Raw genomic sequence first — 23,428 nt, 5'->3', positions numbered from 1 at the left:
TCACAGCTTCGGCCTGATCTCGGTCTCCCAGATGCGGAGGCGGTCCTCCGCGCCCAGGTGGCAGGCGATGTGGTGACCGCCGCCGACGTCGCGGAACTCCGGGCGCAGCGTGAAGCTGAGGTCGCCGTTGGTACCCGCGTAGGCGCACCGGGGGTTGAACGGGCACCCCTCCGGCACGTTGATCAGGCTCGGTGGCGTGCCCTTGATCGGCTGCAGCCGCTCGGTGCGCTCCCGGTCCAGCCTGGGCATCGACCCGAGCAGGCCCCAGGTGTAGGGGTGCTGCGGCGAGTTGAAGATGTCCGGCGCGCTGCTGTACTCGACCGCGCGGCCCGCGTACATGACCATGATGTCGTCGGCCAGCTCGGCGACCACGCCGAGGTCGTGGGTGATGATGATGACCGCGGAGTTGAACTCGGCCTGCAGGTCGCGGATCAGGTCGAGGATCTGCGCCTGCACGGTCACGTCGAGCGCGGTGGTCGGCTCGTCGGCGATGAGCAGCTCCGGGTCGCACGACAGCGCCATCGCGATCATCGCGCGCTGGCGCATGCCGCCGGAGAACTGGTGCGGGTAGTCGTCCACCCGCGACTTCGGGTTCGGGATGCCGACCCGGTCGAGCAGGTCGACCGCGTGCTTGCGGGCGACGGCCTTGGTGACCTTGTTGTGGATCCGGTAGGCCTCCACGATCTGGCTGCCGACCGTGTAGAACGGGTGCATCGCCGAGAGCGGGTCCTGGAAGATCATCGCCATCCGCTTGCCGCGCAGCTGGCGGACCCGGTCCGGGGCCATGCCGACCAGGTTCTGCCCGTCCAGCAGGATCTCGCCGCTGATCCGGGCGGTACCGGCCTTGTGCAAGCCCATGATCGACAGGCTGGTCACGCTCTTGCCGGAACCGGACTCGCCGACGATGCCCAGGGTCTTGCCGCGGTCGACGCTGAAGGACAGGTCGTCGACCGACTTGACCACGCCGTCATCGGTGGGGAAGTGCACCCGCAGCTCGCGGACCTGCAGGAACGGCGCGCCGGAGGAGGCAGGTCGGGGCGGGGTAGCACCGCCGAGGCTGTCTTCATGCTGGGTCACTTGGCACGCACCCTCGGGTCGACGACGGCGTAGAGGAGGTCGACGACCAGGTTGGCGACGACGACGAAGAAGGCCGCCAGGATCGTGACACCCATGACCTTGGGCAGGTCGTAGTTGGTGATCCCGTCGATGGCGTACTTGCCGAGGCCCTGCAGGGAGAACGCGCTCTCGGTGAGGATCGCGCCACCGAGCAGCAGGCCGACGTCGAGGCCGAAGATCGTCAGGATCGGGGTGAGCGCGCCGCGCAGGCCGTGCCGGACGACGACCTTGCGCTCGGTCAGGCCCTTCGCGCGCGCGGTCCGGATGAAGTCCTCGTTCATCGTCTCCAGCATCCCGGCGCGGGTGAGCCGCGCGTACTGGGCGGAGAACAGCAGCGCCAGGGTGATCCACGGCAGCAGCAGGTTGTAGGCCCACTCACCCGGGTTCTCCAGGAAGGGGACGTACGAGCCGCCGACCGCGGTCCAGCCGAGGTTGTAGCTGAAGATCGACAGGGACAGCAGACCGGTGAAGAAGATGGGGAGCGACACGCCCGCGAGCGAGATGCCCATCGCGGCGCGGTCGAAGATGGTGCCCTTGCGCAGCGCGGACAGGGTGCCGACGGCGACGCCGCCGAGCAACCACAGGACCGCGGCGCCCACGGCCAGCGACAGGGTGACCGGCAGCCGGTCGATCAGGTCGGGGAACACGGGCTGGTTGTTGCGGAAGGAGTAGCCCAGGCACGGGGCCGGGCAGTGCTCCACGCCGCTGCCGTAGCTGTAGTCCGCACCGACGAAGATGCCCTTCGCCCAGTCCAGGTACTGCACGTAGATGGGGTCGTAGAAACCGAGTCGTTCGGCGGTCTCGCGGACGGTGTCGGCGGTGGCGGCCCGGCCGACGTAGCGGGTAGCCAGGGTCTCCGGCGAGGCGCCCAACAGCTTGGGCATGAGGAAGAAGATCGAGAACGTCACCGCGCTGACGACGAACAACAGCACGATCGCCGCGAAGAGCCGCCTGATGATGTATGTGATCACAGTGGCCGGCAGGCGGAGAACAGGCCCGGGAGGTCGTCCCGGGCCTGTTCTCCTGTCGCCTTCACCTACCTAACGTTCGAGCAGGGCAACAAGGAGGAGTTACGCGACACCGATCGAGAGGTAGTCGTACATGCCGTACGCCTCCGAGATGAACACGTTGGTCAGCTTCTTGCTGCGGACCAGCAGGCTCTTGGCGTGCACGCCGGGGAGGATGACCGCCTCTTCCATGACGCGCTTGTCGATCGCGCCCCACTGGGCCTCGCGCTTGGCCTTGTCGGTCTCGCCGATGGCCTCGTCGAGCAACTTGTCGACGTCGGGGATGCGCACGGAGGTGTTCGAGGAGCCACCGGTCTCGCGGATGACGCGGCTGTCGACGATCTGCGACAGGAAGCCGAAGCCGTCGTTCCAGTCAGCACCCCAGCCGTTGACGATCAGGCCCAGGTTGTTGGACTTGACGTACGGCGGGTTGCCCGCGAACTGCGAGAAGTAGTCGCCCTGCGGGAACGCCTTCAGGGTCAGCTTGATGCCGACGCGGCCGAGCGACTGCTGCAGCGACTCGGCGGTCGCCTTCTCCTTGGGGCGCTCGGCGCGGTAGGAGATGTTGGTCTCGAAGCCGTCCGGCTTGCCGCACTCCTGCAGCTTCGCCTTGGCCTTCTCCACGTCGCCCTTGTTGTCGGCGCCAGCCGGGTACAGGTCGAACTTCTGCGCGCCCGGGATCTGCGGCGGCAGCAGGGTGGTGGCGATGTCGCCACCGGAGAACGCGCCGCCGTAAGCGGTCTGGTAGCCGGTGCGGTCGGCGGCGAACTCAACGGCCTCGCGGCACGCCTTGTTGTCGAACGGCGCGACGGTCGGGTTGATCGAGGTGTACCAGAGGCGGGCGATCGTCGGGTTGTCCGCGTTCGCCTTGAGCGCCGGGTCGCCGAGCACGCGGCTCAGCGACGCGGGCTGCACGCCGGTGCCCGCGATGTCGATGTCGAGGTCACCGGAGATGAGCCGGTTGTCGATGTCATCGGCGTTGACGTTCATCGAGACCTGGTAACCGTCCGGCAGCGCCTTGCGGTTCGGGTCGGTCGCCTGGTCCCACTGGTCGTTGCGGACCAGGTTGAAGCCCTTGTCGATCTCGTTCTTGTCGAACTTGTACGGGCCAGTCGCGATGACGTGCTCGCGGTACTTGGCGCCGGTGTCCTTGGCCTCGGGGACCGGGACGGTCTGCGGCAGCTGCGCGAAGTAGTCGAAGCCGCCGAAGGGGGCCTTCAGGTGGAACACGATCGTCGAGTCATCGGGGGTCTCGATGGCCGAGTCGGTGTTCACGTCCTTGGACTTGTACGGGCCCTTGTAGCCGTCGGGCAGGTTGAGGTAGCCCTCGAAGTAGGCCGGGCCGTTCGGGAAGGTCTCCTTGTCGGTCGACCGCAGGACGGCGTGCTTGACGTCCTTGGAGGTGACCGCGGTGCCGTCCTCGTACTTGACGCCCTTGCGCAGCTTGTAGGTCCAGGTCTTGCCGCCGTCGCTGGGCTCGCCGAGCTTCTCCGCCAGGTCCGGGACGAGCTCGTTGGAGCCGCCGCCGGGCGCGGGCTTGAACATCACCAGCGAGCGTCCGTAGAGCCGCAGGAAGTTCCAGGAGTAGCCGTAGTAGGTCTCACCCGGGTCGAGCGAGTCCCAGGTGCCACCGTTGGCGATCTTGACGATCCCGCCCTTCTTGTCAGAAGGGTTGAAGATGTTCGTCAGAGCAGCGTTGAAGGCCGGGGTGTTTGTTCCCCCGCTACCCCCGGTGGTGCCGCCGCCGCTGGAGCTCGTTCCGCCGCCACAGGCGGACAGCCCCATAACGACAGCCGCGCCCGCGGCGACCGCGGTTACCAAGCGCTTGCTGTTCATTGTGCTGTTGCACCCTTTCTTCCAGGAGCAATTCCGGGACTACAACTCACCTATCGGGCTCGCGGGTCGAGCGCGTCGCGCAGGCCATCGCCGAACAGGTTGAACGCGAGCACGGTCACGAAGATGGCGAGACCGGGCCAGAGCATGAAGTGCGGCATCGTGTAGAAGCGCGAGGCGTCCGAGAGCATGCCGCCCCAGGTCGCGGTTGGCGCGTTGATGCCGACTCCGAGGAAGGACAGAGCCGACTCGAACAGGATGTTCGTCGGGATCAGCAGCGTCGCGTAGACCAGGATCGGCGCGACGAGGTTGGGCAGCAGTTCGCGGAAGAGGATGTACGGGCCGCGGGCGCCGAGGCTGCGCGCGGCGTCGACGAACTCCCGCTCGCGCAGGGACAGGGTCTGCCCGCGCACGATCCGGCCGATGTAGGGCCAGTTGAAGAAGCCGATGATGAAGATCAGCAGGCCGATCCGCACCATCTCCGGCGAGAGCCCGAACGCGGTGTCGGGCAGGACGCCGACCAGCGCCATCGCGAAGACCAGCAGCGGGAAGGCGAGGAAGACGTCCATCAGGCGGCTGATCAGCGTGTCGACCCAGCCGCCGAAGAAGCCCGCGATGATGCCCATCGTGGTGCCGATGATGACCGACAGCACGGTGGCCAGCGTCGCGATCAGCAGCGAGATCCAGGACCCGGCGAAGATGCGGGCCAGGATGTCGCGGCCGTTGACCGGTTCGATGCCCAGCGGGTGCGCACCGGACATGCCACCGAAGGTGCCCAGCGGCGCGAGCGTGCCGTTCTGGGTGTCGATGAGGTCCTGGTGGAACTCGTTGGGGTGCACCACGTCGAAGACGCGGTCGAGCAGCAGGGCCGCGATGGCGACCAGGATCAGCAGGGCGATGACGATCGCACCCGCGATGGCGACCTTGTCGCGCTTGAGCCGCAGCCAAGCGATCTGGCCGAGCGAACGGCCCTGGATCGCCTTCTTGGGCATGCCCTGGAGCGCGGCCTCCGGGTCCGCGTCCGCGGCTGATCCGGTGACCTCGGGAGGAGCCGTCATGCCGCCGACCGTCCCCGTCCGGGCGTCTGCGCGACAAGTCGTGGGCGGCTGAAGAGGCCGTCCGGTCGACCGGGTCGCGCGGATCGCTGGTAAGCCATCACGCACTCCTCGTGTCCGGTTCACTTACTCCGGGATCTCACCGTGTGGTGGCCGACCATAGCCGCTCGGGTCACCATCCCTTAGCTACGGGAGGTCACGATCCGGCCAACTGCCATACACAGAATCACCGGTACGCGATTGAAATGACACGCACCGTGATCAACAGCCGGTATTTGTCCGCTGAACGGACGGACCGGGGTAGTGACCGGTCACACAGTCACCGTGATGGCCGCCCGGGCGCGGGCTCCGTCCACGGCGTACCAACCCGCCTCGAAAGCCTGCCAGCGCACCAGTTCCGCGCGCGAGCCGGCGCCGTCGCGGGCGACCGCGCGTTCCAGGCGCCTGGCCGGATCGGGCAGCTCGCACCAGATCAGCGCGGACAGTGATGGCGTGATCGAACGGCGGCCTGCGGAGACGCCCTCGAGCAGCAACGTCGCCGGAACCGGCACCTCGACCCAGTCGCCGGGACGCGGATCGCCGTTCACCCAGCGTGTTCGGCGGTACCGACCGGGTCGGCCTGACCCGAGCGGGTGGAATACCCCGCTTTCCAGCCGCGGCCACCAGCCGACCGGGTCGTCCCACGTCGCGAAGTCGTCGGTGGAGACCAGCAGCGAGTCCGGGAGCAATTCGCGCAGCCGCGCGGCGTAGGTGCTCTTGCCGGAGCCGGATGGCCCATCGATGGCGACCAGTCGGACGCCGCCGAGTCGCGGTTCGGTCGCGCGAATGGCGGCGGCGACCTGATCCACCCCCAACGGGTGACCCCTATTCCGTTCCCAGTCATCCACAGTGTTCGGCATGGGAGCGAGCCCGGTGTCCGATGTGGAGGGTCAGACGGCGCGGCGGCCGGACATCGCCCTGCCGAGGGTCAGCTCGTCGGCGAACTCCAGGTCGCCGCCCATCGGCAGGCCGGAGGCGAGCCGGGTGACGGTGAGGCCGGGGAAGTCGCGCAGCATCCGGACCAGGTAGGTCGCGGTCGCCTCGCCCTCGGTGTTGGGGTCCATCGCCAGGATGACCTCGCTGACCTCCTGGGCGGAGATCCGGGAGAGCAGCTGGCGGATGCGCAGCTGCTCGGGCCCGATGCCCGAGAGCGGGTCGAGCGCGCCGCCGAGCACGTGGTAGCGGCCCTTGAACTCGCGGGTGCGCTCGATGGCCAGGACGTCCTTGGGCTCCTCGACCACGCACACCGCGGTCGGGTCGCGCCGGGCGTCGCGGCAGATGCGGCAGGTGGCCTCCTCGGAGACGTTGCCGCAGATGTCGCAGAAGACCACGCCCTCCTTGACCTTCTGCAGCACTTCCTGCAACCGGGTCACGTCGGCCGGTTCGGCGGCGAGCAGGTGGAAGGCGATCCGCTGCGCGCTCTTGGGACCGACGCCGGGCAGCCTGCCGAGCTCGTCGATCAGATCCTGGACCGGGCCCTCGTACACCCGGTCCTCACAGCCCCGGCAGGCCGAGCCCGCCGCCGCCGAGACCCCCGGCGAGCGGACCCATCTTCTCCTCGGCGAGCCGCTGGGCGTTGTTGCCCGCGTCGCGCACCGCGGCGACGACCAGGTCGGCCAGCGTCTCGGTGTCCTCCGGGTCGACCACCTCGGGGTCGATGACCAGGGCCTTCAGCTCCCCGGCCCCGGACACCGTCGCGGTCACCAGACCACCGCCCGCGGTACCGGTGACCTGGGCGTCGGCCAGTTCCTGCTGCGCGGTGAGCAGTTGCTCCTGCATCTTCTGCGCCTGCGCCAGGATCGCCTGCATGTCGGGTGCGCCGCCTCCGGGAAACACCGCGGCCCCTCTCGTCTTGGGTTGGTGCCATCTTCAGCTTAGAGGGCCGCGCGCTGTGGCATCGTGGGCCCGTGCTGAGACGACGTGTCGGGTTGGCCATCGGCTGTGCGCTCGCGGTAGTGCTGTCTGCTTGCGGAGGGCAAGAGCCCTCGCCAGCAGCGCAGTCTCTGGGAACTACCTCAACGGCAGCGCCAACAGCCACCTCTTCTACTACCGCCTCATCTCCACCAACGTCGCCGACCACCACCACAACCTCCATCACGCCGACGACCACTACGACCAGTAAGGCAAAGACGACCAAGCCGGCCCGGCCTGTCTCCCCGGGCAAGGTTGTCGTGCTGGACCCGGGGCACAACGGCGGCAACGCCAGCCACCCCGCCGAGATCAACCGGTTGGTCCCGGCCGGGCGCGGTAAGTCAAAGCCGTGCAATACGACCGGTACGGCCACCAATGGCGGGTATTCCGAGCACGAGTTCACCTGGGACTTGGCGCTGCGGGTGCGTGACCTGCTGACGCAACGCGGTGTGCAGGTGATCCTGACCAGGCCGGACGACAAGGGCGTGGGCCCGTGCGTCGACCGGCGCGCCGCGATAGGCAACGAATCCGGCGCGGACGCTGTGGTCTCCCTGCACGCTGATGGCTCTACCGCGGCGGGTGCGCACGGCTTCCATATCGCTTACTCGGCGCCCCCGCTCAACGAAGCCCAAGGCGAGCCTGCCCTGCGGTTGGCGAGGTCCGTGCGCGACGACATGGTCAAGGCCGGGTTGGCGACGTCGACCTACATCGGCTCGCAAGGGTTGTCCGCACGCGACGACCTCGGCGGGTTGAACCTGTCGACGCGGCCCGCGGTTCTGGTGGAATGCGGCAACATGCGCGATGCCACCGAGGCCGCGCTCTTGGCGAGCGCGGCGGGCAAGCAGCGCTACGCGGAGGCGATCGCGAACGGGGTCCTCGGATATCTCGGCTGAGCCCGCTGTGACAAGGTGGAGATCATGTCCGGGATGCGGGTGCTCGACGTCGACGAGCAGGAGCGGCTGCTGATCGCGCTGGCGGGGAACGGGGCGGCTGCCGACCCGGTCCGCTTGGTGGAGGTCGATGCCAAGGGTGCGACCAGGGAAGTGGCCCGGGTACCGGATCTCGCCACCGCGCGCTACCTGCCCGGTGAGCGCAAGGTCGTGCTCCAACACGGCACGCCCGCCCAGCTCTCGTTGGTGCGGGTCGGCGGCAAGGTCACCCCACTGGTTGGTTCCGACGACCACGCGAACGAACTCCTGGGGGTACTCCCTGGGCGCATCGTCTACCGGACCAACCGGAAGCACCGGCTGCTTTATAGCGTCGTCATCCGCAATGTCCTGGTAGGCGAAGAACAAGCGGTCTATGACCGGGGCGGCTCGGTCATAGAGGCGGCTGTCAGTCCTAACAGTCGCCACATCGCGATTCGGTTGCCCCGCAAGCTTGTCCTCGTCGACACAATGCCGGTGACCGAAGACGACCACGTTCGGTTGATCTCGCCTGAACCCGCCGAGCGGGGTCGGCGGAACCTGCGGTGGTTGCCGGATTCGACCCGGCTGACGGCCGTGGAATATGAGTCGGATTCGGCTCGGCTGGTCCGGTTCGACGTGGGCAGCGAGAGCTGGCACCCGGTGGTGGTGTCGCTGGACCCGAGCGCCCACGGGTGGACGGCCCCTGATGGACGACGTGTGGCCATCGCGGTGGGCGGCGAGTTGTCGTTGCACCAAACGGACAATGGGCGGTTCTTGCGGTCGGTCGCGGTGGGCGCGGAGATCGAAGACCTCTTGTGGTCGCCGAACTCCCGCGCGGTGGCAGTGCGAACGGTCGCCGATGAGGTCGCCGTGGTGCAGGCAGACTCAGCGACCGTGCGACAGGTGTCCGTCTCCTAGTGGCGCGACCCAGAACGTCGACCATGTCTCACGTTCTGAGTCGAGCCACTAGCTGCTCTCGACGGGGCGGGCACCCAACGCCTCGGCCAGCAGCTTGAGCATGGCCTCTTCCGGATCCCGCTGACGCGCTGACGGGTCCGGCTTCTGGGCTGCCTGCGCCATCATCTCTTCTTCGTCTTCCGGCTCCGGGGGGAGATCCGGCTCCGGCGGTTCCGGGGGCGGGATGTCGTCCACGGGCGGCGGCGTGGGCGCGGCCGCTTGGCGCCGAGTCGGCTCGAAGGTGCGGGTGGGCGGCTCGGCGGCGGGTCGCGCTTGACGGCCCGGCGCGGCTACTGCCGCGCCGGGCTCGGCGTGTACACAGCGGACCTGCCATCGGCCGCCGAGCACGCTGGCCAGCGCTTGGGCGATGGCGTCGGTGTTGCGCGGCTCGCCGAGGCGGCGGGCCAAGGGTGCGGCGGGGTGGGCGATGACCACGGTCTCGCCCTCGACCGACTGGACCGTCGCGTTGGTCAGCATCGCCTCGGTGCTGCGGCTGACCGCACGGACCGCTGCGAGCAACTCCGGCCACACCCGGCGGATCGCCGTCGCGTCCAGCGCACCGGCCGCGGCTGGTTCCGGGGCGGGCGCGGCGGGTTCAGGAGTCGGCTCAGGAGCGGGCGGGGGTGCCGGTTCAGGAGCGGGAGCGCGCGTGGGTTCAGCTGCGCGCGGAGGTTCGGGCGCGCGAGCGGGCTCACGCACTGGTTCGCGGGCGGGCGCGGGTGCTCGAGTGGGCTCGGGCGCGCGCTGCGAAGGACGGGAAACCACCTGCCGAGCAGGGGCCTCAGCCGCGGCGGGGGCTGCGGACAGCCGCCGCTCCATCTGCTCCAACCGCTGCAATACAGCCGAGTCGGCGGCAGCGTCAGTTGGCACCGCGCCAGGCAGGAGCATGCGCGCGCACAGCAGCTCTAGCAACAACCTCGGCGCTGTAGCGCCACGCATCTCTACTAGGCCGGTGTGCACGATCTCGGCGTATCGCGACAAGGTGGCCGCACCGAGCCGTTCCGCCTGCCCGACCATCCGGTCCAACTCGTCTTCCGGCGCGTTGACCAGCCCGCGGCTCGCCGCGTCTGGCACCGCGCGCAACAAGACGAGGTCGCGTAGTCGGTCGAGCAGGTCCGAGGCGAACCTGCGCGGGTCGTGACCAGCCTCGACCAGCCGGTCCACGGTGCTATAGACAGCGGACGCGTCGCCTGCGCCGAGACCATCGACCATGTCGTCAATAAGCGCGACGTCGGTGACGCCGAGCAGCGACACCGCGCGCTCGTAGGTGACACCCTCTGGGCCTGCGCCCGCGAGGAGCTGGTCGAGCACCGACTGGGTGTCGCGGGCAGAACCGCCGCCCGCGCGGATGACCAGCGGGAACACCGCGGGCTCGACCTTGGCGTCCTCGGCGGCGCAGTTGCGCTCGAGCAGCTCGCGCATGGAGCTGGGCGGAATGAGCCGGAAAGGGTAGTGGTGCGTGCGGGACCGGATGGTCGGCAGAACTTTGTCCGGCTCGGTGGTGGCGAAGATGAAGACGAGGTGCTCCGGCGGCTCCTCGACGATCTTGAGCAGGGCGTTGAAGCCCTGCGTGGTGACCATGTGCGCCTCGTCGACGATGAACACCCGGTACCGGGAGCTGGCCGGGGCGTAGAAGGCACGGTCGCGCAGCTCGCGGGCGTCGTCGACACCACCGTGGCTGGCCGCGTCGAGCTCGACGACGTCAACCGTGCCGGGGCCGTTGGGGGCGAGGCCGACGCAAGAGTCGCAGGTACCGCAGGGCTCGTCGGTGGGGCCCTGCTCGCAGTTGAGCGAACGGGCCAGGATCCGCGCGCTGGAGGTCTTACCGCAACCACGGGGTCCCGAGAAGAGGTACGCGTGGTTGACCCTGCCCGCCGCTAATGCCGTGCGCAGCGGGACGGTGACGTGCTCCTGCCCGACGACCTCGGCGAAGGTCGCAGGCCGGTACTTGCGGTAGAGGGCGAGCGCCACGCCGCGACACTACCGGTCGGCACCGACAGCCCGGGAATCCGACCGCCCCCGGCGGCGTTGGGCGTTACGTGCCTATCCCGTACTCGGTCCTCGACCTCGCCCCGGTGGCCAGTGGCTCATCGGAGACCACGGCGCTGCGCAACAGCCTCGACCTCGCCAGGGCGACCGAGCGGCTCGGATTCCACCGGTACTGGGTCGCCGAGCACCACAACATGCCCGGTATCGCCAGTTCCGCGCCCGCCGTACTGCTCGCCCACATCGCCATGGCCACCGAGCGCATCCGGGTCGGTAGTGGCGGGGTAATGCTTCCAAATCACCCGGCTCTGGTGGTCGCCGAGCAGTTCGGGATGCTGGAGGCGCTGCACCCGGGTCGAGTCGACCTGGGCATCGGGCGGGCACCGGGGACCGACCAGATCACCGCGCGGGCGCTGCGGCGCTCGCAGGGGTCGCTGTCGGCCGACGACTTCCCCGACCAGCTCGTCGAGCTGACGAACTACTTCACCGGACGTGACTCGAACGGTGTCACTGCCGTGCCCGCATTGGGTAACCAGCCCACGATCTGGTTGTTGGGCTCTAGCGGCTACAGCGCTCAGGCGGCCGGGTATCTCGGGCTGCCGTTCGCGTTCGCCCACCACTTCAGCTCCGAGAACACCCTGCCCGCGCTGGCGCTGTACCGGGAGAAGTTCCAGCCGTCGGCGGCCCTGTCCAAGCCGTATTCGATGATCGCGGCGAACGTGGTGTGCGCCGAGGACGACGAGACCGCGCTGCGCCTCGCTGAGCCTGCCGCGCTGCAGTTCCTGCAGTTGCGCAAGGGGTCACCGGGGCGGCTGCCCTCGCCCGAGGAGACCGCCGCCTTCCCGTACACCGAGCTGGACCGGCTGTTCATCGAGGAGCGGATGGCCTCGCAGATCATCGGCGGGCCGGAGACGGTGCGCGCGAAGATCGACGACCTGCTGGCCAAGACCGGGGTGGACGAGCTGATGATCACCACGAACGTGTTCGACCACGCGGACCGGCTGCGCAGCTACGAGCGGGTCGCGGAGATCGTGGGGTTGGCCCCGGCGAAGGTGTGAGCTGACGAAGGGGACCCCGCGCACCTGCCAGAGCCCGCTTATCCTTGCTGCCTTCCGGCCCTGGGGAGGTTCGCGAGATGAACACCGCGCGGGGTCCTCGGCAAGTGTAGCGGGATGCTCGCGATCGCACCCCCGGCGGGGCCGGTGGCCCTACACCCTGCGCACTCGCCACCGGACACATCAAGGACAAGCCACCCCTATAGGTGTGATTCAGCTCATCGTCGCCCACAGCTCAGCGGTACCCTGTACGCCCTGAGGCGACCCACCGGGAGCAGGGCGTGTCCCATTCTGAGGACAAGCACGCGAGCATTCTCGCCGTCGACGTCGAGAGCTACGGCGACGTCCGGCGTACCGACCGTCACCAGAAGGTGGTGCGTGACGGCCTCTATGCCGCACTGCGCCACGCGCTCGGCAGGGCAAGAGTCCCGTGGGGCTACCACGAGGACCGTGGCGACGGCCTGTTCCTGCTCATCCCGGACCTGCCGAAGCGGGAACTGGTGGCTTCCCTCCCGCACGAACTGGCTGCCGCGCTGCGCGAGCACAACGCCGATCACGGCCCGGAAACGCAGATGCGACTACGGGTGGCGATCCACGCCGGTGAGGTCGGCAGCGACGACAACGGCAAGCACGGCCGGGACCTCAACCACGCCTTTCGGCTGCTGGATTCCCAACCGTTGCGCGACGCTCTTGCCGACTCCCCCGGCGTTCTCGCGCTAGCAGTGTCGGACTGGTTCTACGAACACGTGGTGAAGCATCAGCCCGCCGCGAATCCGACGATCTACCGCTCTTGCACCGTGCGACACAAGGAAACCGACACCAAGGCGTGGATCTGCACCCCGGACTATCCCAACAGGCGCGCCTCGCCGAAACCGAAAGTGCGGCTGCCTAAGCCGAAGCTGCCCACGCTCCGGCTTCCTCGTCCACGTTGGCAGGCGGTAGTTCTAACAGCTTTGCTCCTGGTCGCCCCCACCACGAACCTCTTGGCGGGAGCGAACGCCCCGGATACCCGGTGCGCGAACCCGGTGCAGGTCAACGTGCTCACCTCAACAGAGATGGCACCGACGCTGCGGCAACTCGCGTTGAACTTCGAGCGGGAGTCGAACCAGGCCGATGAGAACGGGTGCAGGCAGGCTCGCCTGCTGGTAGTTGCCGATACCTACCTAGGCGCGGTCGAGGCGCTCAGCCGGGGTTGGTCCGGGCGCATCGACCTGCGCGACCACGGCCCGGAGCCGCACGTGTGGCTGCCGGACAGCACGATCGACCTCGACCACGTGCGGACCAAGCTGGCCAAGTCGCCGGGTATCGGCGCGACCCTGGAACCGCGGCCGGGGATTGCGCGATCCCCGATCGTGCTCGCCACCCCACCCGGCATGGTCGACTCATTGCACCCGGGCGACCAGCAGTGGATCTCCTGGCCGACCCTGGCGCAGGCAGCCGTGACCAAGGCCATCACCAGGCCGGACGTGAGCAACTCCAGCGCCGGGATGCTCACCACCATCGCCTACTACCAGCACCGGTTGGGAGAACCACAGCTCACGCCAACCGTGATGCGCACCGATCCGGTAGCGCTAACAGTGCACAAGGCCGAGCGAGAGATCCCGTTCGCTAGAGGCAAGGACAGCGGAAGCCTGCTGTGTGCGATGCGCGACGCCCCCGGGCGGTTGGCCGCACTTGTGTCGGAGAAAGCAGTCTTCGACTACAACCGCGGTAGGCCCTTGGGCAGCGACTGCTCTGCGTCCTCGCAGCGTCCCGAAGGGCTGGTCCCGCTCTACCTCGAACTGGATTCCCCCATCCAGGACTACCCGTTCGTTGTCGTGCGATGGACAGACCGTCCCGAGCACCGGCAGCGCAGTCAGGTGATCGATAGGTTCTACGCGTACCTGCTGAGCCCGACCGCTACGACATTCCTGCGCAACAACGGTTTTCGCGACGCTTCTGGACAGGTCGGCCGCGACGAAGGTCCCGCGCCATCCTTGCCCGCTGAGCTGATGGTCAGCCCACTGACCGCGTTCGACCAGGTCCGGGACGCGGCGGAGCTTGGCAGCCAGCACCCGAGGGTGCTGTTCGCGGTGGACACCGCGCCGACGATGGGCGCGCCGTTCGTCCAGGGGACGCGGGTGCGGGCAGCGACCGAACTGGTCCGCAGGCTGCTGCAGCATTTCAGCGACGCGGACGAGGTCGGCCTGATGACCTTCGGCGGTGGGGTCAGGGACGTGGTGCCGCTAGGCCCAGGACAGACATCAGCGCTCCGCAGTGCGGCCAGCCCGGACCTACCGTTGTCCCGCAACAACTCTGACGTCTACAACGCGCTCGAGGCAGGTACAGACCGACTGCGGGCAGACCCATCTGTGGACGGTAGGGACGTACTGGTCATGTTCACCGATGCCGCTACCGCTGTTCCCAGCCAGATCGACGAGTCCGCGCTGAAGGTGAAGGTAAGCGCTCAGGACAAGAGGGCTACGCGGCTCATAGTGGTGAGCCTGCAAGCAGGGGGATGCCGGGTGGCGCACCTGAGCGATCTCTCGAAGGCGACAGAGGGCACCTGCATCGACCTGACGTCGGTGGAGGAAGACACAGCGAAACTGACCAACCTGGTGGCGATGGGACTGTGGGGGTAGAGATGAACAAGCTCTGCTGCGCCTACCTGGCCGTCGTGCTCGTCGCGACAGGCGCTTGCGCTACCGAACGTCCCGACGCCGACCGCGTACACGCCAGAGGCCCCATCACATTCGTGGACGGTCGTGACAACACCGAGGGCAAGCAGTTGGAACGCTTGGTGGAGCGGTGGAACAACCGCCGCGGCTCCAAGGAACAGGTCACCTTCGTCGAGCAATCCCCCTCCTCCGACGCCCACCGAGCATCCCTCGTCGCCGCCGCCCAAGACGGAGCCCTGCCCGGCGCAAGAGGCCGCTGCAACGACGTCATCACCGTCGACGCTGTCTGGACAGCCGAGTTCGCCCGCGCCGGGTACCTGCTACCGCTGAACCCAGACGAGTTCGACATCGGCAAGTTCTTGGACGTGCCGGTACAGAACGCCACAGTGGACGACACCCTCTACGCGATCCCAGCACGCACGGATGCAGGCCTCCTGTACTACCGCAAGGACCTCTTGGAGCAGCAACACAAGAAGCCACCGACGAACTGGACCGAACTAGCAGAGACCGCCAACGAACTACGAACCATCTACGACATCGACGGCTACGTTGGTCAACTCTCCCGCTACGAAGGCCTGACCGTGAACGCCCTAGAGGCGATCTGGTCTCAAGGCGGCGACCTGACCACCAACGGCGAGATCACCATCAACTCCCCCGCAGCCAAACAGGGCGTAGAACTCCTGGCCCGAGGCCTCCGCGACGGGTGGATCCCCCGCGCTGCCACCGGGTTCAACGAGGAACGCAGCCGCGAACGCTTCCAAGCGGGCAAGGCACTCTTCATGCGCAACTGGCCCTACATCTACCCGATAGTGACCGGCCCGACCTCCCCCGTGGCGCACCAGGTAGGCGTAACCACGCTCCCCGGCCCAAGCGCCCTCGGCGGGTGGAACCTGGCCATCTCGCCGTGCTCACAACACCAAGAGACCGCCCGCGACTTCATCCGGTTCTACACAGACAAAGACGAACAACAACAACTCTTCGCCAAGGGCGGCTTCGCCCCCACAGTCCGGAGCCTCTACGACGACCCCGTACTGCGCAGCAAGTTCCCCTACCTGGACGTCTTGCACAGCAGCCTGATCACCGCGCGAGACCGCGTGCAGACCCCGCAATACGACCGCATCTCAGACCTGATGCAAGAAAGCCTGCACGGCGCCCTAGACCGGGTGGAGGGCGTACCCGGGAGGCTGGACCAACTCGCCGAGGACATGCGCGCGGCCCTCCACTAACGACCGGAGCGCCGGTCACCCGTGGGTGACCGGCGCTCTCAGTGGCGGAGGATGGGGGATTTGCCGCCTGCAACAGCAGACGCACCCCGGACGGCCCCGAACTGCGTCACCCCGTCGCACGTGGCAGCGAGGCGACTGCCGATAGGGTCCCTAGATGCGAGTTGGTATCTCCGTCGATGGCTACAACCTGTACTACGGCGGGAGAGAGGCTTGCGGCCGAAGCACACCTGGCTGGCGCTGGCTGGACGTTCGAGCGACCTCCGGATGCCCGTGCACGAGGCTTAGCGGCGGGTACCTGTTGGTGTCGTCGGGCTACACGGCAGGCGCGCTGTCACAGAGGCAGACCAGCGGCGCTGGTCACCACTGGTGGCGAAGCTTGAACACGTCCGACTACACAGGTCAACAGTTGCCCGACCCGGCTGGCGGCTACACGAAGCCTCTTGGCTGGTGACGTTGCGGTTCTCGCAAGTCTGTAGCTACGCTTGGGCTCATACCCGCCCGGCCTCTCGTGGGCCGGGTTTTTTCGTTGCCAGCCTCGGGCTTCATGCCGAGACACGCCCAGGCGACATGGAACTGCAACACACAGTCCGGCGAGTGGCATGAAGGCATGCTCGCCACATTGGGGCGATGTCGTAGATCAACTCATGGGGTCATTCGCCCACAGAGTTCGTGTACTCGTATGTGGAACCTCAACGACGGCACCGAGAATGACGACGACGAAGGCGACTTGGCCCAGGTCATCAGCCTCTGACCGGGGACCACTGAGACCCAAATTGAGACCCGAAACGACGAACGCGGGTCACCACGATGCTCGGTGACCCGCGTTCGCCCTGCTAGGTGGCGGAGGATGGGGGATTTGAACCCCCGAGGGTTTTAACACCCAACACGATTTCCAATCGTGCGCACTAGGCCACTATGCGAATCCTCCGCCGGAGAGACTACCGGATGGGGCCCTGACCTCCCAAGACGGGGGGTTGCCCCGGGCTGGCGGGCATGGGGCTGGGGGCCGTGACATGGCCGCGACCTGTGCCAACGCGCCGTGTGCTGTGGGTGGGGGCATGGCATCCGGGGCGGAGGGGGCGGCTCACCACACGATCGGGCGACTTAGTTGCCGATGATGTTCTCCCGCCCCCACGTACCCAATGGGGCCAGGGCCTCGTTGAGGGACTGCCCGCGTGGCGTGAGGGAGTACTCGACCCGCAGTGGGAGTTCGTCGTAGGAGTGGCGGTGGACCACGCCGTCGGCCTCGAGCTCGCGGAGGTGGCTGGTGAGGACCTTCTCGGTGATGCCGGGCAGCTGCCTGCGGAGCTCACCGAAGCGGCAGGGCTGCTCGTTAAGCGCCCAGAGGATGAGCACCTTCCACTTGCCGCCGATCACCTCCATCGCAGCGTCGATGCCGCAGTGGTAGGCGAGGGTGGGGCGGGGGGTGGTGGCCATGTCCCCAGAGTGCCCCAGCTCCCGGGCGGTGCACCGACTTCAAAGTGCGTACTTGATCGCCACACCCGCCCCCACCAGCCTGGACGCATGGCAGTCACCCTTCTTGGACTCGGTGCGATGGGCACCGCGATCGCACAGTCCTGGCTCGCTGCGGGCATCGAGACCACCGTGTGGAACCGCACCACCAAGACACTGGCGGGCGCGGTGGTCACTGACTCGGCGGCCGCGGCCGTCGCGGCCAACCGGCTGGTCGTCGTCTGCCTCCTCGACGACGACTCGGTCACCTCGACGCTGGACGGCGTCGATCTGGCGGGCAAGGACCTGGTCAACCTCACCACCGGTACCCCGGAGCAAGGCAGGGCGCGCGCCGAGTGGGCGGCCGAGCGCGGTGCCCGGTTTGTCGACGGCGGGATCATGGCGGTGCCGCCGATGATCGGGACGCCCGGCGCGTTCGTGTTCTACAGCGGATCCCAGGCGATCGTCGATGAGCACGCCGACGTGCTCGGTGTGCCAGCGCGCTGTCACTACGTTGGCGAGGACCCCGGCCACGCGGCGCTCTACGACGTGGCACTGCTGTCAGGCATGTACGGCATGTTCGCGGGGATCACCCATGCCTTTGCCCTGGTACGCGCCGAAGGCATCGACCCGGTCGGCTTCGCGCCGCTGTTGGTCGACTGGGTCACCGCGACAACCGGTGTCGCCCACGACATGGCCAAGCGCCTGAACACGGGCGACTTCGCCACCGACGTCACGTCCAACCTGGCCATGCAGGTCGCGGGAACAGCCACCTTCCTGGACACGGCGAAAGCCCAAGGGGTGGACGCACGGCTGCTCACCCCGCTATTCGACCTGATGGCACGACGGGTCGCCGCGGGGTTCGGCGCCGAGGACAACGCGAGTCTGGTGGACGAACTGCGCTAGCTGGCGACCCTGCGGTGCGGGTGCAGGTCGGCTTGGTCGGCGGCGGCCAGGCCCGCGGTCCAGCCGGACGGGTTGGTGGCGGTGGTGCGGCGGGTGCGGATGCCGGGGAAGAGGGCGGTGAACTTGGCCTCCACGGCGGCTTCACGGGAGGCAAGGACCGGGACCAGGGCCGTTGAGCTGGGGCGGACGTGCGCCGCGGCTTCGGTCAGGCGCTGGTGCACGCGGTGGGCGTAGGCGACGAGGAAGGCATGGCGGTAGGCGCGGGTGCGGCCGGGGGCGTGGGCCAGCGCCCGGGCCGACTGGGTGGTCAGCGAGGTGGCGAGCAGCTCGGTGATCTCCAGGTCGGTCTCGTGGCCGACCAGGCCGACGCAGCCCAGCCGGGGGTAGAACACCGACCGGCAGCGGTTCGCGCTGGCCACGGCGTCGACCAACTGGGCCTTGGGTGCCTGGTAGGGGCCGCTGAGCCACAACCGGCGGGCGGTGGCCTGCTGCGGGTGGTCCGCGGTGATCACGGCCTGTTCGAAGGCGTACCTCGACATCAGTTCCTGGGCCTTGGCCGACAGCGCCTCGGCCTCGGCGGCGAACGGGGTGGACTCGGCCTTGGCCAGCAGGCCGCGGACCTTGACCATCACGCGCGGGTCCACCGCGGGACCACCGGAGGGCCCGGCCGCCTCGCAGGGACCGGGGACGAGCCGCGGTAGCTGGGGCAGGGCCATCAGGACCGAGACGAGCTCGACGACCTGGCTCAGGCCGGGCACCAGCGGCTCGGACAGCTCGACCGGGGCACTGTCCAACTCGGCGAGCTGGGTGCGCCACACCGGGTGCAGCCGGGCGGTCGGGTAGCGGCGGCACTCGTGCCCGATGGCCGCCGTGACCAGCGTGGACAGTCCCTTCGGAACCGCGGCGATCGCCTCGCCGGGCAGCCAGCCACGTTGCCAGAGCAGTTCGAGCGCCCGCGACAGCGAGGCGGCCGCGGCCGCCGTCGCCACGGCCGGGCCGTGCTCGGCGACCTGCCGAACGCGGTCGAGCGCGGTCACCGGCCCGAGCGCGGCGGCCTCGGTCAGCCGGGCCGCGAGCAGAGCGACCGACCCCGGTCGACCATACGTTCGCATGGCGCCCATCTTGCCCTCTCGGCGCCGGTTGTTCAAACACATGTTCGAACGCGAGGTGTTCGGCGAGTCGCGCCGCAGCACCGGTCCACCAGGCCCGACCGACCCCTGTCCACCGCCGTTTGAACCACATCGCTGCCCCGTCCGCCGTAGAGTGCTTTCACCCTGTAAGAACACCGCGGGGGCAGTTTTGTTGTACTTCTCCAGGACCGGGGCGGTGTCAGGCGAGCAGCACCGCCAGGCGGCAATCTCCGACATCACCCGGCCAGGCGCGGGCCGATCACCGGTCCGCGCCTGGCCGTGGGTCAGTCCTCCTCGGGCGCCGCGTGGTCGGGCTTGCCCGGGTTCGGGTCACGGGACAGGTCGATCAGCGGGTGCCGCTCGGCTCCCTCCGGCGCCGCGTGCTTCCCGGTCCCCTCTTGCCGTTCGTCGTGCTCAGTCACGACGTCCCTCCTTCAAATCCCCTGTCTACAGCGGACTCGAGGCTACCCCCGCCGGTCCCGCACCCACTCGGTGATCCCGTCGGCTGTGATGGGCAACGCGTCGGAGATGACGTCGGCACCGGTCGCGGTGACCACCAAGTCGTCCTCGATGCGGACGCCGACCCCGCGCAGCTCCGGCGGCACGGTCAGGTCGTTCGGGTGGAAGTAGAGGCCGGGTTCGACAGTCAGCGCCATGCCGGGTTCGAGGACGCCCTCGTGGTAGGAGGCTGCACTCGCGCGGGCGCAGTCGTGCACGTCCATGCCGAGGAAGTGGCCGATGCCGCACACGATGTAGCGGCGGTGGTGCTGCCCGTTGCGGTCGAGCGACTTCTCAACGGAGCCAGGCAGCATGCCCCAGTCGTGCAGGCCCTCAGCGAGCACGGTCATGGCGGCCTCGTGGAACGCGCGGTAGTCGCGGCCGGGCTTGACCTCGGCGATGCCTGCCAGGTGCGCCTTAAGCACCAAGTCGTACACGCGCCGCTCGGCGTCGGTGAACTCACCGGCGACCGGGAAGGTACGGGTGACGTCGGCCGTATAGAGGGTGTTGACCTCGACACCGGCGTCCAACAGCAGCAGGCCGTCTTCAGCTACCGGGCCATCGCAGCGCGTCCAGTGCAGTACCGGGGCGTGTGGACCGGCGGCGACGATAGAGGTGTACCCAGGGCCATTGCCCAGGGCACGGGCACGTCGGTCGAAGGTGCCCTGCAGCCAACGCTCGCCGCCGCCGCGGACAGCGGTGTCCAGCTCGCGGGCGACATCGGCGAAGCCCAGGACGGTAGCGTCAACGGCCGCGCGGAGCTGACCGATCTCCCAGTCGTCCTTGATCCGCTTGAGCTCGGCGAGCGTGGTGCGCAATTCGGGGCTGTGTGCGCCGACCAGGGCGTCGAGAAGCGGATCGACCCCCTTGGCGGCAAGGACCTCGGGGAGCTGACCGCGCAGCGAGCGGGGCAGGTCCTCTAGCGGCCTGCACTCGATTTGCAGCGCCGCCGACCACTCGGCCAGGCCCGGCACGGCACCGATCCACAGCTCGCCGTCGCGGGCGCTGGCGAAGAAGTCCGGCTCGCTCGGGCCAGCTGGTTCCCGCAGGTGCAGGACGGCGTCGTGGCCGCCGCCAACGGGGTTCATGACCAGGACGGCACCCTCGGCGTGGCAGTTGGTGAGCCACCCGAAGTCGCTGTCCACCCGCAGCTGGTAGTCGGTGTCGTTGGACCTGGTCGGGGCGATGCCCGCGGCGAGGGCGATGCGCTTGCCGGGGAACGCCGCTGACAGCCGGGCGCGGTGCGCCGCCGCGGCCTCGGCGGCCCCTTCGACCAGGTGCACCCTGCGGTCGGCCGGGCCCCAGTCATCGCGGACGAAATCGCGGAAACCCTCGGCTTCCACCAACCTCGACGGGTCTCGTCGGGCAGGGCGGTCGCTCATCTGGACACCTCTTTCACCTGGTCGGGATTACTGGGACACCTGGACGGTGCGGCTGAGGGTATAGAAGGCAGCGGCGGCCTTGCCTTGCTCTTTGCCGCCGTAGCCGGAACCGCGCTCACCGCCGAACGGTAGGTGGAAGTCGACGCCCGCAGTAGGCATGTTGACCTTCACCTGCCCAGACTCGCACCGCTCCACATAGGACAGCGCGGCGGCCAGGTCGGCGGTGTAGAGCGCGGTGACCAGGCCGTAGTCGGTGGCGTTGGCCAGGGTGATCGCCGCGTCGATGTCGGCGACCTCGGTGACGGTGGCGATCGGGCCGAACACCTCCTCGCGGTCGAGCCTGCTGCCGGGGCCCACGAGCGTCGGCCGGACGAACCAGCCGTCCCCGTCGACCTCGCTGCCGCCCGCCGCGACCACCCGCTGCCGGGCGGCCGCGCTGATCACGGGCCCAATGGCGGTGGTCGGGTCGTTCGGGTCGCCGATGCGCAGAGCGTTCACAGCTGACACGAGCGCCTCGCGGGCATCGGAGCCCACAACGATCACCCGTTTGGTGGCCGTGCACTTCTGACCCGCGAACCCCATGGCCGAGTACGCGATGTCGGCCGCTGCTCGCTCGATATCGGCATCGGGCAGGACGATCGAGGCGGAAAGGCCGCCCATCTCGCACTGCGCCGGGATACCCCGACCGGCCGCAGCGACAGCCACTTGGCGGCCCACCGCGCCCGATCCGGTGAACGACACGACGTCGGCCGAGCCGACGAGCGCGGTGCCCACGTCCGCACCACCCGGGACCACGGCGAACAGCCCTTCCGGCAGGTGACCCGCCGCGAGTTCGGCCAGCCGCAGGGCGCAGGCGGTGGCATCCGGGGACGGCTTGATCACGGCGGCGTTCCCGAAGGCCAGCGCCGGTGCGGCCTTCCACACCGGGATGGCCAGCGGGAAGTTCCACGGCGTGATCAGCCCTGCCACGCCGCGTGGCCTGCGCACGGTGAACGCCAGCCCGCCCGGGTAGGTCTCCCCGATCGGGTCAAACGCTTGTTGCGCGTAGTAGCGAAGGATGGCGACGGCACGGGCGACCTCGCCCTTGGCCTCGGTGATGGGCTTGCCGACCTCACGCACGATCAACGCGGCCAGGTCGGATCCAGCCACCGCGTCGGCGACAGCGTCAAGCGCGGCGGCGCGAACGGCAGGCCCTGTTGTGACCCACTCCCGTTGAGCGGCACGGGCTCGCGTGACAGCGCCGACAGCATCACCTTCCGGTACGTCGATGACGACGTCGTTAGGAGCCTGAGGCGATGTGGACACGATCCTCACAGGACGAACCCCCTTGGGAACGGGTCGGTTGGGTCGAGCAGGTATTGAGCTGTGCCCGTGATCCAGGCGCGGCCGGTGACGGTAGGGACAACTGCAGCCACTTCGCCTACCTTGGTCGACCGCACCAACCGACCTACAAAGTGTGTTCCGAGAAGCGACTCGTTGATGTGGTCTTGGCCGATGTCGAGGTCACCACGTGCGTGCAGTTGAGCCAACCGGGCGGAAGTTCCCGTGCCGCAGGGAGATCGATCGAACCAGCCCGGGTGGATCACCATCGCGTTGCGGGAGCCGCCATCGGCCCGAGGTGCGACCAACTGGACGTGCTTGCAACCGGAGATCGCCGGATTGCCAGGGTGCACGGGCCGGTTGGCGTCGTTGATGGCGTCCATGATGGACAAACCGGTGGACAACATCCGTTCCTTCTGACTGCGGTCGAACGGGATGCCCAGGTCTGCGATGGGCAGGATCGCGTAGAAGTTGCCGCCATAGGCCATGTCGTACCGAACTTGCCCGATGCCCGGCACATCTACCGTCGCGTCCAGCTCCAGCGAGAACGAAGGCACGTTCTCGATGGTCACCGACTCAGCGCGGCCATCCCGCACAGCGACTCTGGCCTCGACGAGTCCGGCAGGTGTATCGAGCCTGATGAGCGTTTCCGGCTCGGTAACCTCGACCATCCCGGTTTCCACCAGGACAGTCGCCACGCCGATCGTGCCGTGCCCGCACATGGGGAGGCAACCGGACACCTCGATGTAGACGACGCCCCAGTCCGCGTCGGGCCGAGTCGGCGGCTGCAGGATGGCGCCACTCATAGCTGAGTGACCACGCGGTTCGTTGACCAGGAACTCCCGCAGATGGTCCAGGTTGGCCATGAAGTACTCGCGGCGCTCGGCCATAGTGGCGCCCGGGATGACACCGACCCCACCGGTGATCACGCGGGTAGGCATGCCCTCGGTGTGCGAGTCGACGGCGTGCAGGCATCGGACGGACCGCATG

The 23,428-nt window shown here is 68.4% G+C and carries 21 protein-coding genes, 1 tRNA gene and 1 other RNA gene; 7 read left to right on the top strand and 16 right to left on the bottom strand.

Features of this window, described 5'->3' with window-relative positions; genetic code table 11:
• The 7 genes from LV75_RS15605 to LV75_RS15575 form a co-directional block, all read right to left on the bottom strand.
• On the bottom strand, positions 1-1,077 hold the full coding sequence (locus tag LV75_RS15605; RefSeq protein WP_253887605.1) for an ABC transporter ATP-binding protein: 1,077 nt from the start codon (positions 1,075-1,077) through the stop codon (positions 1-3).
• Positions 1,074-2,087 carry an ABC transporter permease gene (locus tag LV75_RS15600; RefSeq protein ID WP_253887604.1) on the bottom strand — a complete coding sequence of 338 codons (1,014 nt, stop codon included), beginning with the start codon at positions 2,085-2,087 and terminating at the stop codon, positions 1,074-1,076. Before LV75_RS15600 ends, LV75_RS15605 begins: the two co-directional genes overlap by 4 nt.
• A 99-nt stretch (positions 2,088-2,186) precedes the next feature.
• Entirely contained in the window at positions 2,187-3,959 is a 1,773-nt protein-coding gene (locus LV75_RS15595; RefSeq protein ID WP_253887603.1) for an ABC transporter substrate-binding protein, read from the bottom strand.
• 50 nt (positions 3,960-4,009) lie between these two features.
• Positions 4,010-5,014 (bottom strand): ABC transporter permease, encoded by a 1,005-nt coding sequence (locus LV75_RS15590; RefSeq protein ID WP_253887602.1) that lies wholly within the window; start codon positions 5,012-5,014, stop codon positions 4,010-4,012.
• A 308-nt stretch (positions 5,015-5,322) separates the two neighbouring features.
• Positions 5,323-5,910, bottom strand: a complete 588-nt coding sequence (locus LV75_RS15585) for a uridine kinase family protein (RefSeq protein ID WP_372504179.1) — start codon at positions 5,908-5,910, stop codon at positions 5,323-5,325.
• Positions 5,911-5,940: 30 nt separating this feature from the next.
• The gene (gene recR, locus LV75_RS15580) at positions 5,941-6,537 is read right to left on the bottom strand and encodes a recombination mediator RecR (protein ID WP_253887600.1); all 597 of its coding nucleotides are present in this window, start codon (positions 6,535-6,537) and stop codon (positions 5,941-5,943) included.
• Between the two features lie 7 nt (positions 6,538-6,544).
• Positions 6,545-6,859, bottom strand: a complete 315-nt coding sequence (locus LV75_RS15575; RefSeq protein WP_253887599.1) for a YbaB/EbfC family nucleoid-associated protein — start codon at positions 6,857-6,859, stop codon at positions 6,545-6,547.
• A 157-nt stretch (positions 6,860-7,016) separates the two neighbouring features.
• Between LV75_RS15575 and LV75_RS35890 the strand changes: the two genes are divergently transcribed.
• Genes LV75_RS35890 through LV75_RS15565 form a run of 3 tightly spaced genes read left to right on the top strand, consistent with a single transcriptional unit; the run spans position 7,017 to position 8,787 of the window.
• Positions 7,017-7,172, top strand: a complete 156-nt coding sequence (locus tag LV75_RS35890; RefSeq protein ID WP_372504178.1) for a hypothetical protein — start codon at positions 7,017-7,019, stop codon at positions 7,170-7,172.
• A gap of 49 nt (positions 7,173-7,221) precedes the next feature.
• Positions 7,222-7,854, top strand: coding sequence for an N-acetylmuramoyl-L-alanine amidase (locus LV75_RS15570; RefSeq protein WP_372504177.1), 633 nt, complete (start codon positions 7,222-7,224; stop codon positions 7,852-7,854).
• A gap of 24 nt (positions 7,855-7,878) precedes the next feature.
• Positions 7,879-8,787, top strand: a complete 909-nt coding sequence (locus LV75_RS15565; RefSeq protein ID WP_253887598.1) for a hypothetical protein — start codon at positions 7,879-7,881, stop codon at positions 8,785-8,787.
• Between the two features lie 48 nt (positions 8,788-8,835).
• Here LV75_RS15565 and LV75_RS15560 read toward each other — a convergent pair whose 3' ends face one another.
• On the bottom strand, positions 8,836-10,797 hold the full coding sequence (locus LV75_RS15560; protein ID WP_253887597.1) for a DNA polymerase III subunit gamma and tau: 1,962 nt from the start codon (positions 10,795-10,797) through the stop codon (positions 8,836-8,838).
• Positions 10,798-10,871: 74 nt separating this feature from the next.
• Between LV75_RS15560 and LV75_RS15555 the strand changes: the two genes are divergently transcribed.
• Entirely contained in the window at positions 10,872-11,870 is a 999-nt protein-coding gene (locus tag LV75_RS15555; protein ID WP_253887734.1) for an LLM class flavin-dependent oxidoreductase, read from the top strand.
• A gap of 5 nt (positions 11,871-11,875) precedes the next feature.
• On the opposite strand, the gene ffs is transcribed toward LV75_RS15555, so the two are convergent.
• Positions 11,876-11,970: signal recognition particle sRNA small type (ffs, locus tag LV75_RS15550), an RNA gene on the bottom strand.
• A 178-nt stretch (positions 11,971-12,148) separates the two neighbouring features.
• Between ffs and LV75_RS15545 the strand changes: the two genes are divergently transcribed.
• Positions 12,149-14,488, top strand: coding sequence for a vWA domain-containing protein (locus LV75_RS15545; protein ID WP_253887596.1), 2,340 nt, complete (start codon positions 12,149-12,151; stop codon positions 14,486-14,488).
• 2 nt (positions 14,489-14,490) lie between these two features.
• A complete protein-coding gene (locus LV75_RS15540; RefSeq protein WP_253887595.1) occupies positions 14,491-15,750 on the top strand; it encodes an ABC transporter substrate-binding protein in 1,260 nt (419 codons plus the stop codon).
• 838 nt (positions 15,751-16,588) lie between these two features.
• Here LV75_RS15540 and LV75_RS15535 read toward each other — a convergent pair.
• Positions 16,589-16,678: transfer RNA gene (locus tag LV75_RS15535), tRNA-Ser, on the bottom strand.
• Between the two features lie 176 nt (positions 16,679-16,854).
• The gene (locus tag LV75_RS15530; RefSeq protein WP_253887594.1) at positions 16,855-17,187 is read right to left on the bottom strand and encodes a winged helix-turn-helix transcriptional regulator; all 333 of its coding nucleotides are present in this window, start codon (positions 17,185-17,187) and stop codon (positions 16,855-16,857) included.
• Positions 17,188-17,274: 87 nt separating this feature from the next.
• Here LV75_RS15530 and LV75_RS15525 point away from each other — a divergent pair, with 87 nt between their 5' ends.
• The gene (locus LV75_RS15525) at positions 17,275-18,108 is read left to right on the top strand and encodes an NAD(P)-dependent oxidoreductase (protein WP_253887593.1); all 834 of its coding nucleotides are present in this window, start codon (positions 17,275-17,277) and stop codon (positions 18,106-18,108) included.
• Here LV75_RS15525 and LV75_RS15520 read toward each other — a convergent pair.
• From LV75_RS15520 to LV75_RS15500, 5 genes are all read right to left on the bottom strand, one after another.
• Complete coding sequence (locus tag LV75_RS15520; protein WP_253887592.1) at positions 18,105-19,220, bottom strand: DUF2786 domain-containing protein; 1,116 nt, start codon at positions 19,218-19,220, stop codon at positions 18,105-18,107. The genes LV75_RS15525 and LV75_RS15520 overlap by 4 nt on opposite strands.
• Before the next feature lie 302 nt (positions 19,221-19,522).
• Positions 19,523-19,660, bottom strand: coding sequence for a hypothetical protein (locus tag LV75_RS15515; protein ID WP_253887591.1), 138 nt, complete (start codon positions 19,658-19,660; stop codon positions 19,523-19,525).
• A 42-nt stretch (positions 19,661-19,702) separates the two neighbouring features.
• Positions 19,703-21,118, bottom strand: a complete 1,416-nt coding sequence (locus LV75_RS15510; RefSeq protein ID WP_253887590.1) for an aminopeptidase P family protein — start codon at positions 21,116-21,118, stop codon at positions 19,703-19,705.
• Between the two features lie 27 nt (positions 21,119-21,145).
• The gene (locus tag LV75_RS15505) at positions 21,146-22,423 is read right to left on the bottom strand and encodes an aldehyde dehydrogenase family protein (RefSeq protein ID WP_253887589.1); all 1,278 of its coding nucleotides are present in this window, start codon (positions 22,421-22,423) and stop codon (positions 21,146-21,148) included.
• 5 nt (positions 22,424-22,428) lie between these two features.
• Complete coding sequence (locus LV75_RS15500; RefSeq protein WP_253887588.1) at positions 22,429-23,427, bottom strand: proline racemase family protein; 999 nt, start codon at positions 23,425-23,427, stop codon at positions 22,429-22,431.
• Position 23,428: the final 1 nt, after the last annotated feature.

Origin of the sequence: Actinokineospora diospyrosa (assembly GCF_024171925.1) — a bacterium.
Classification (GTDB): Bacteria; Actinomycetota; Actinomycetes; order Mycobacteriales; family Pseudonocardiaceae; genus Actinokineospora; species Actinokineospora diospyrosa.
This window is presented reverse-complemented; position numbering and strand designations above follow the sequence as displayed.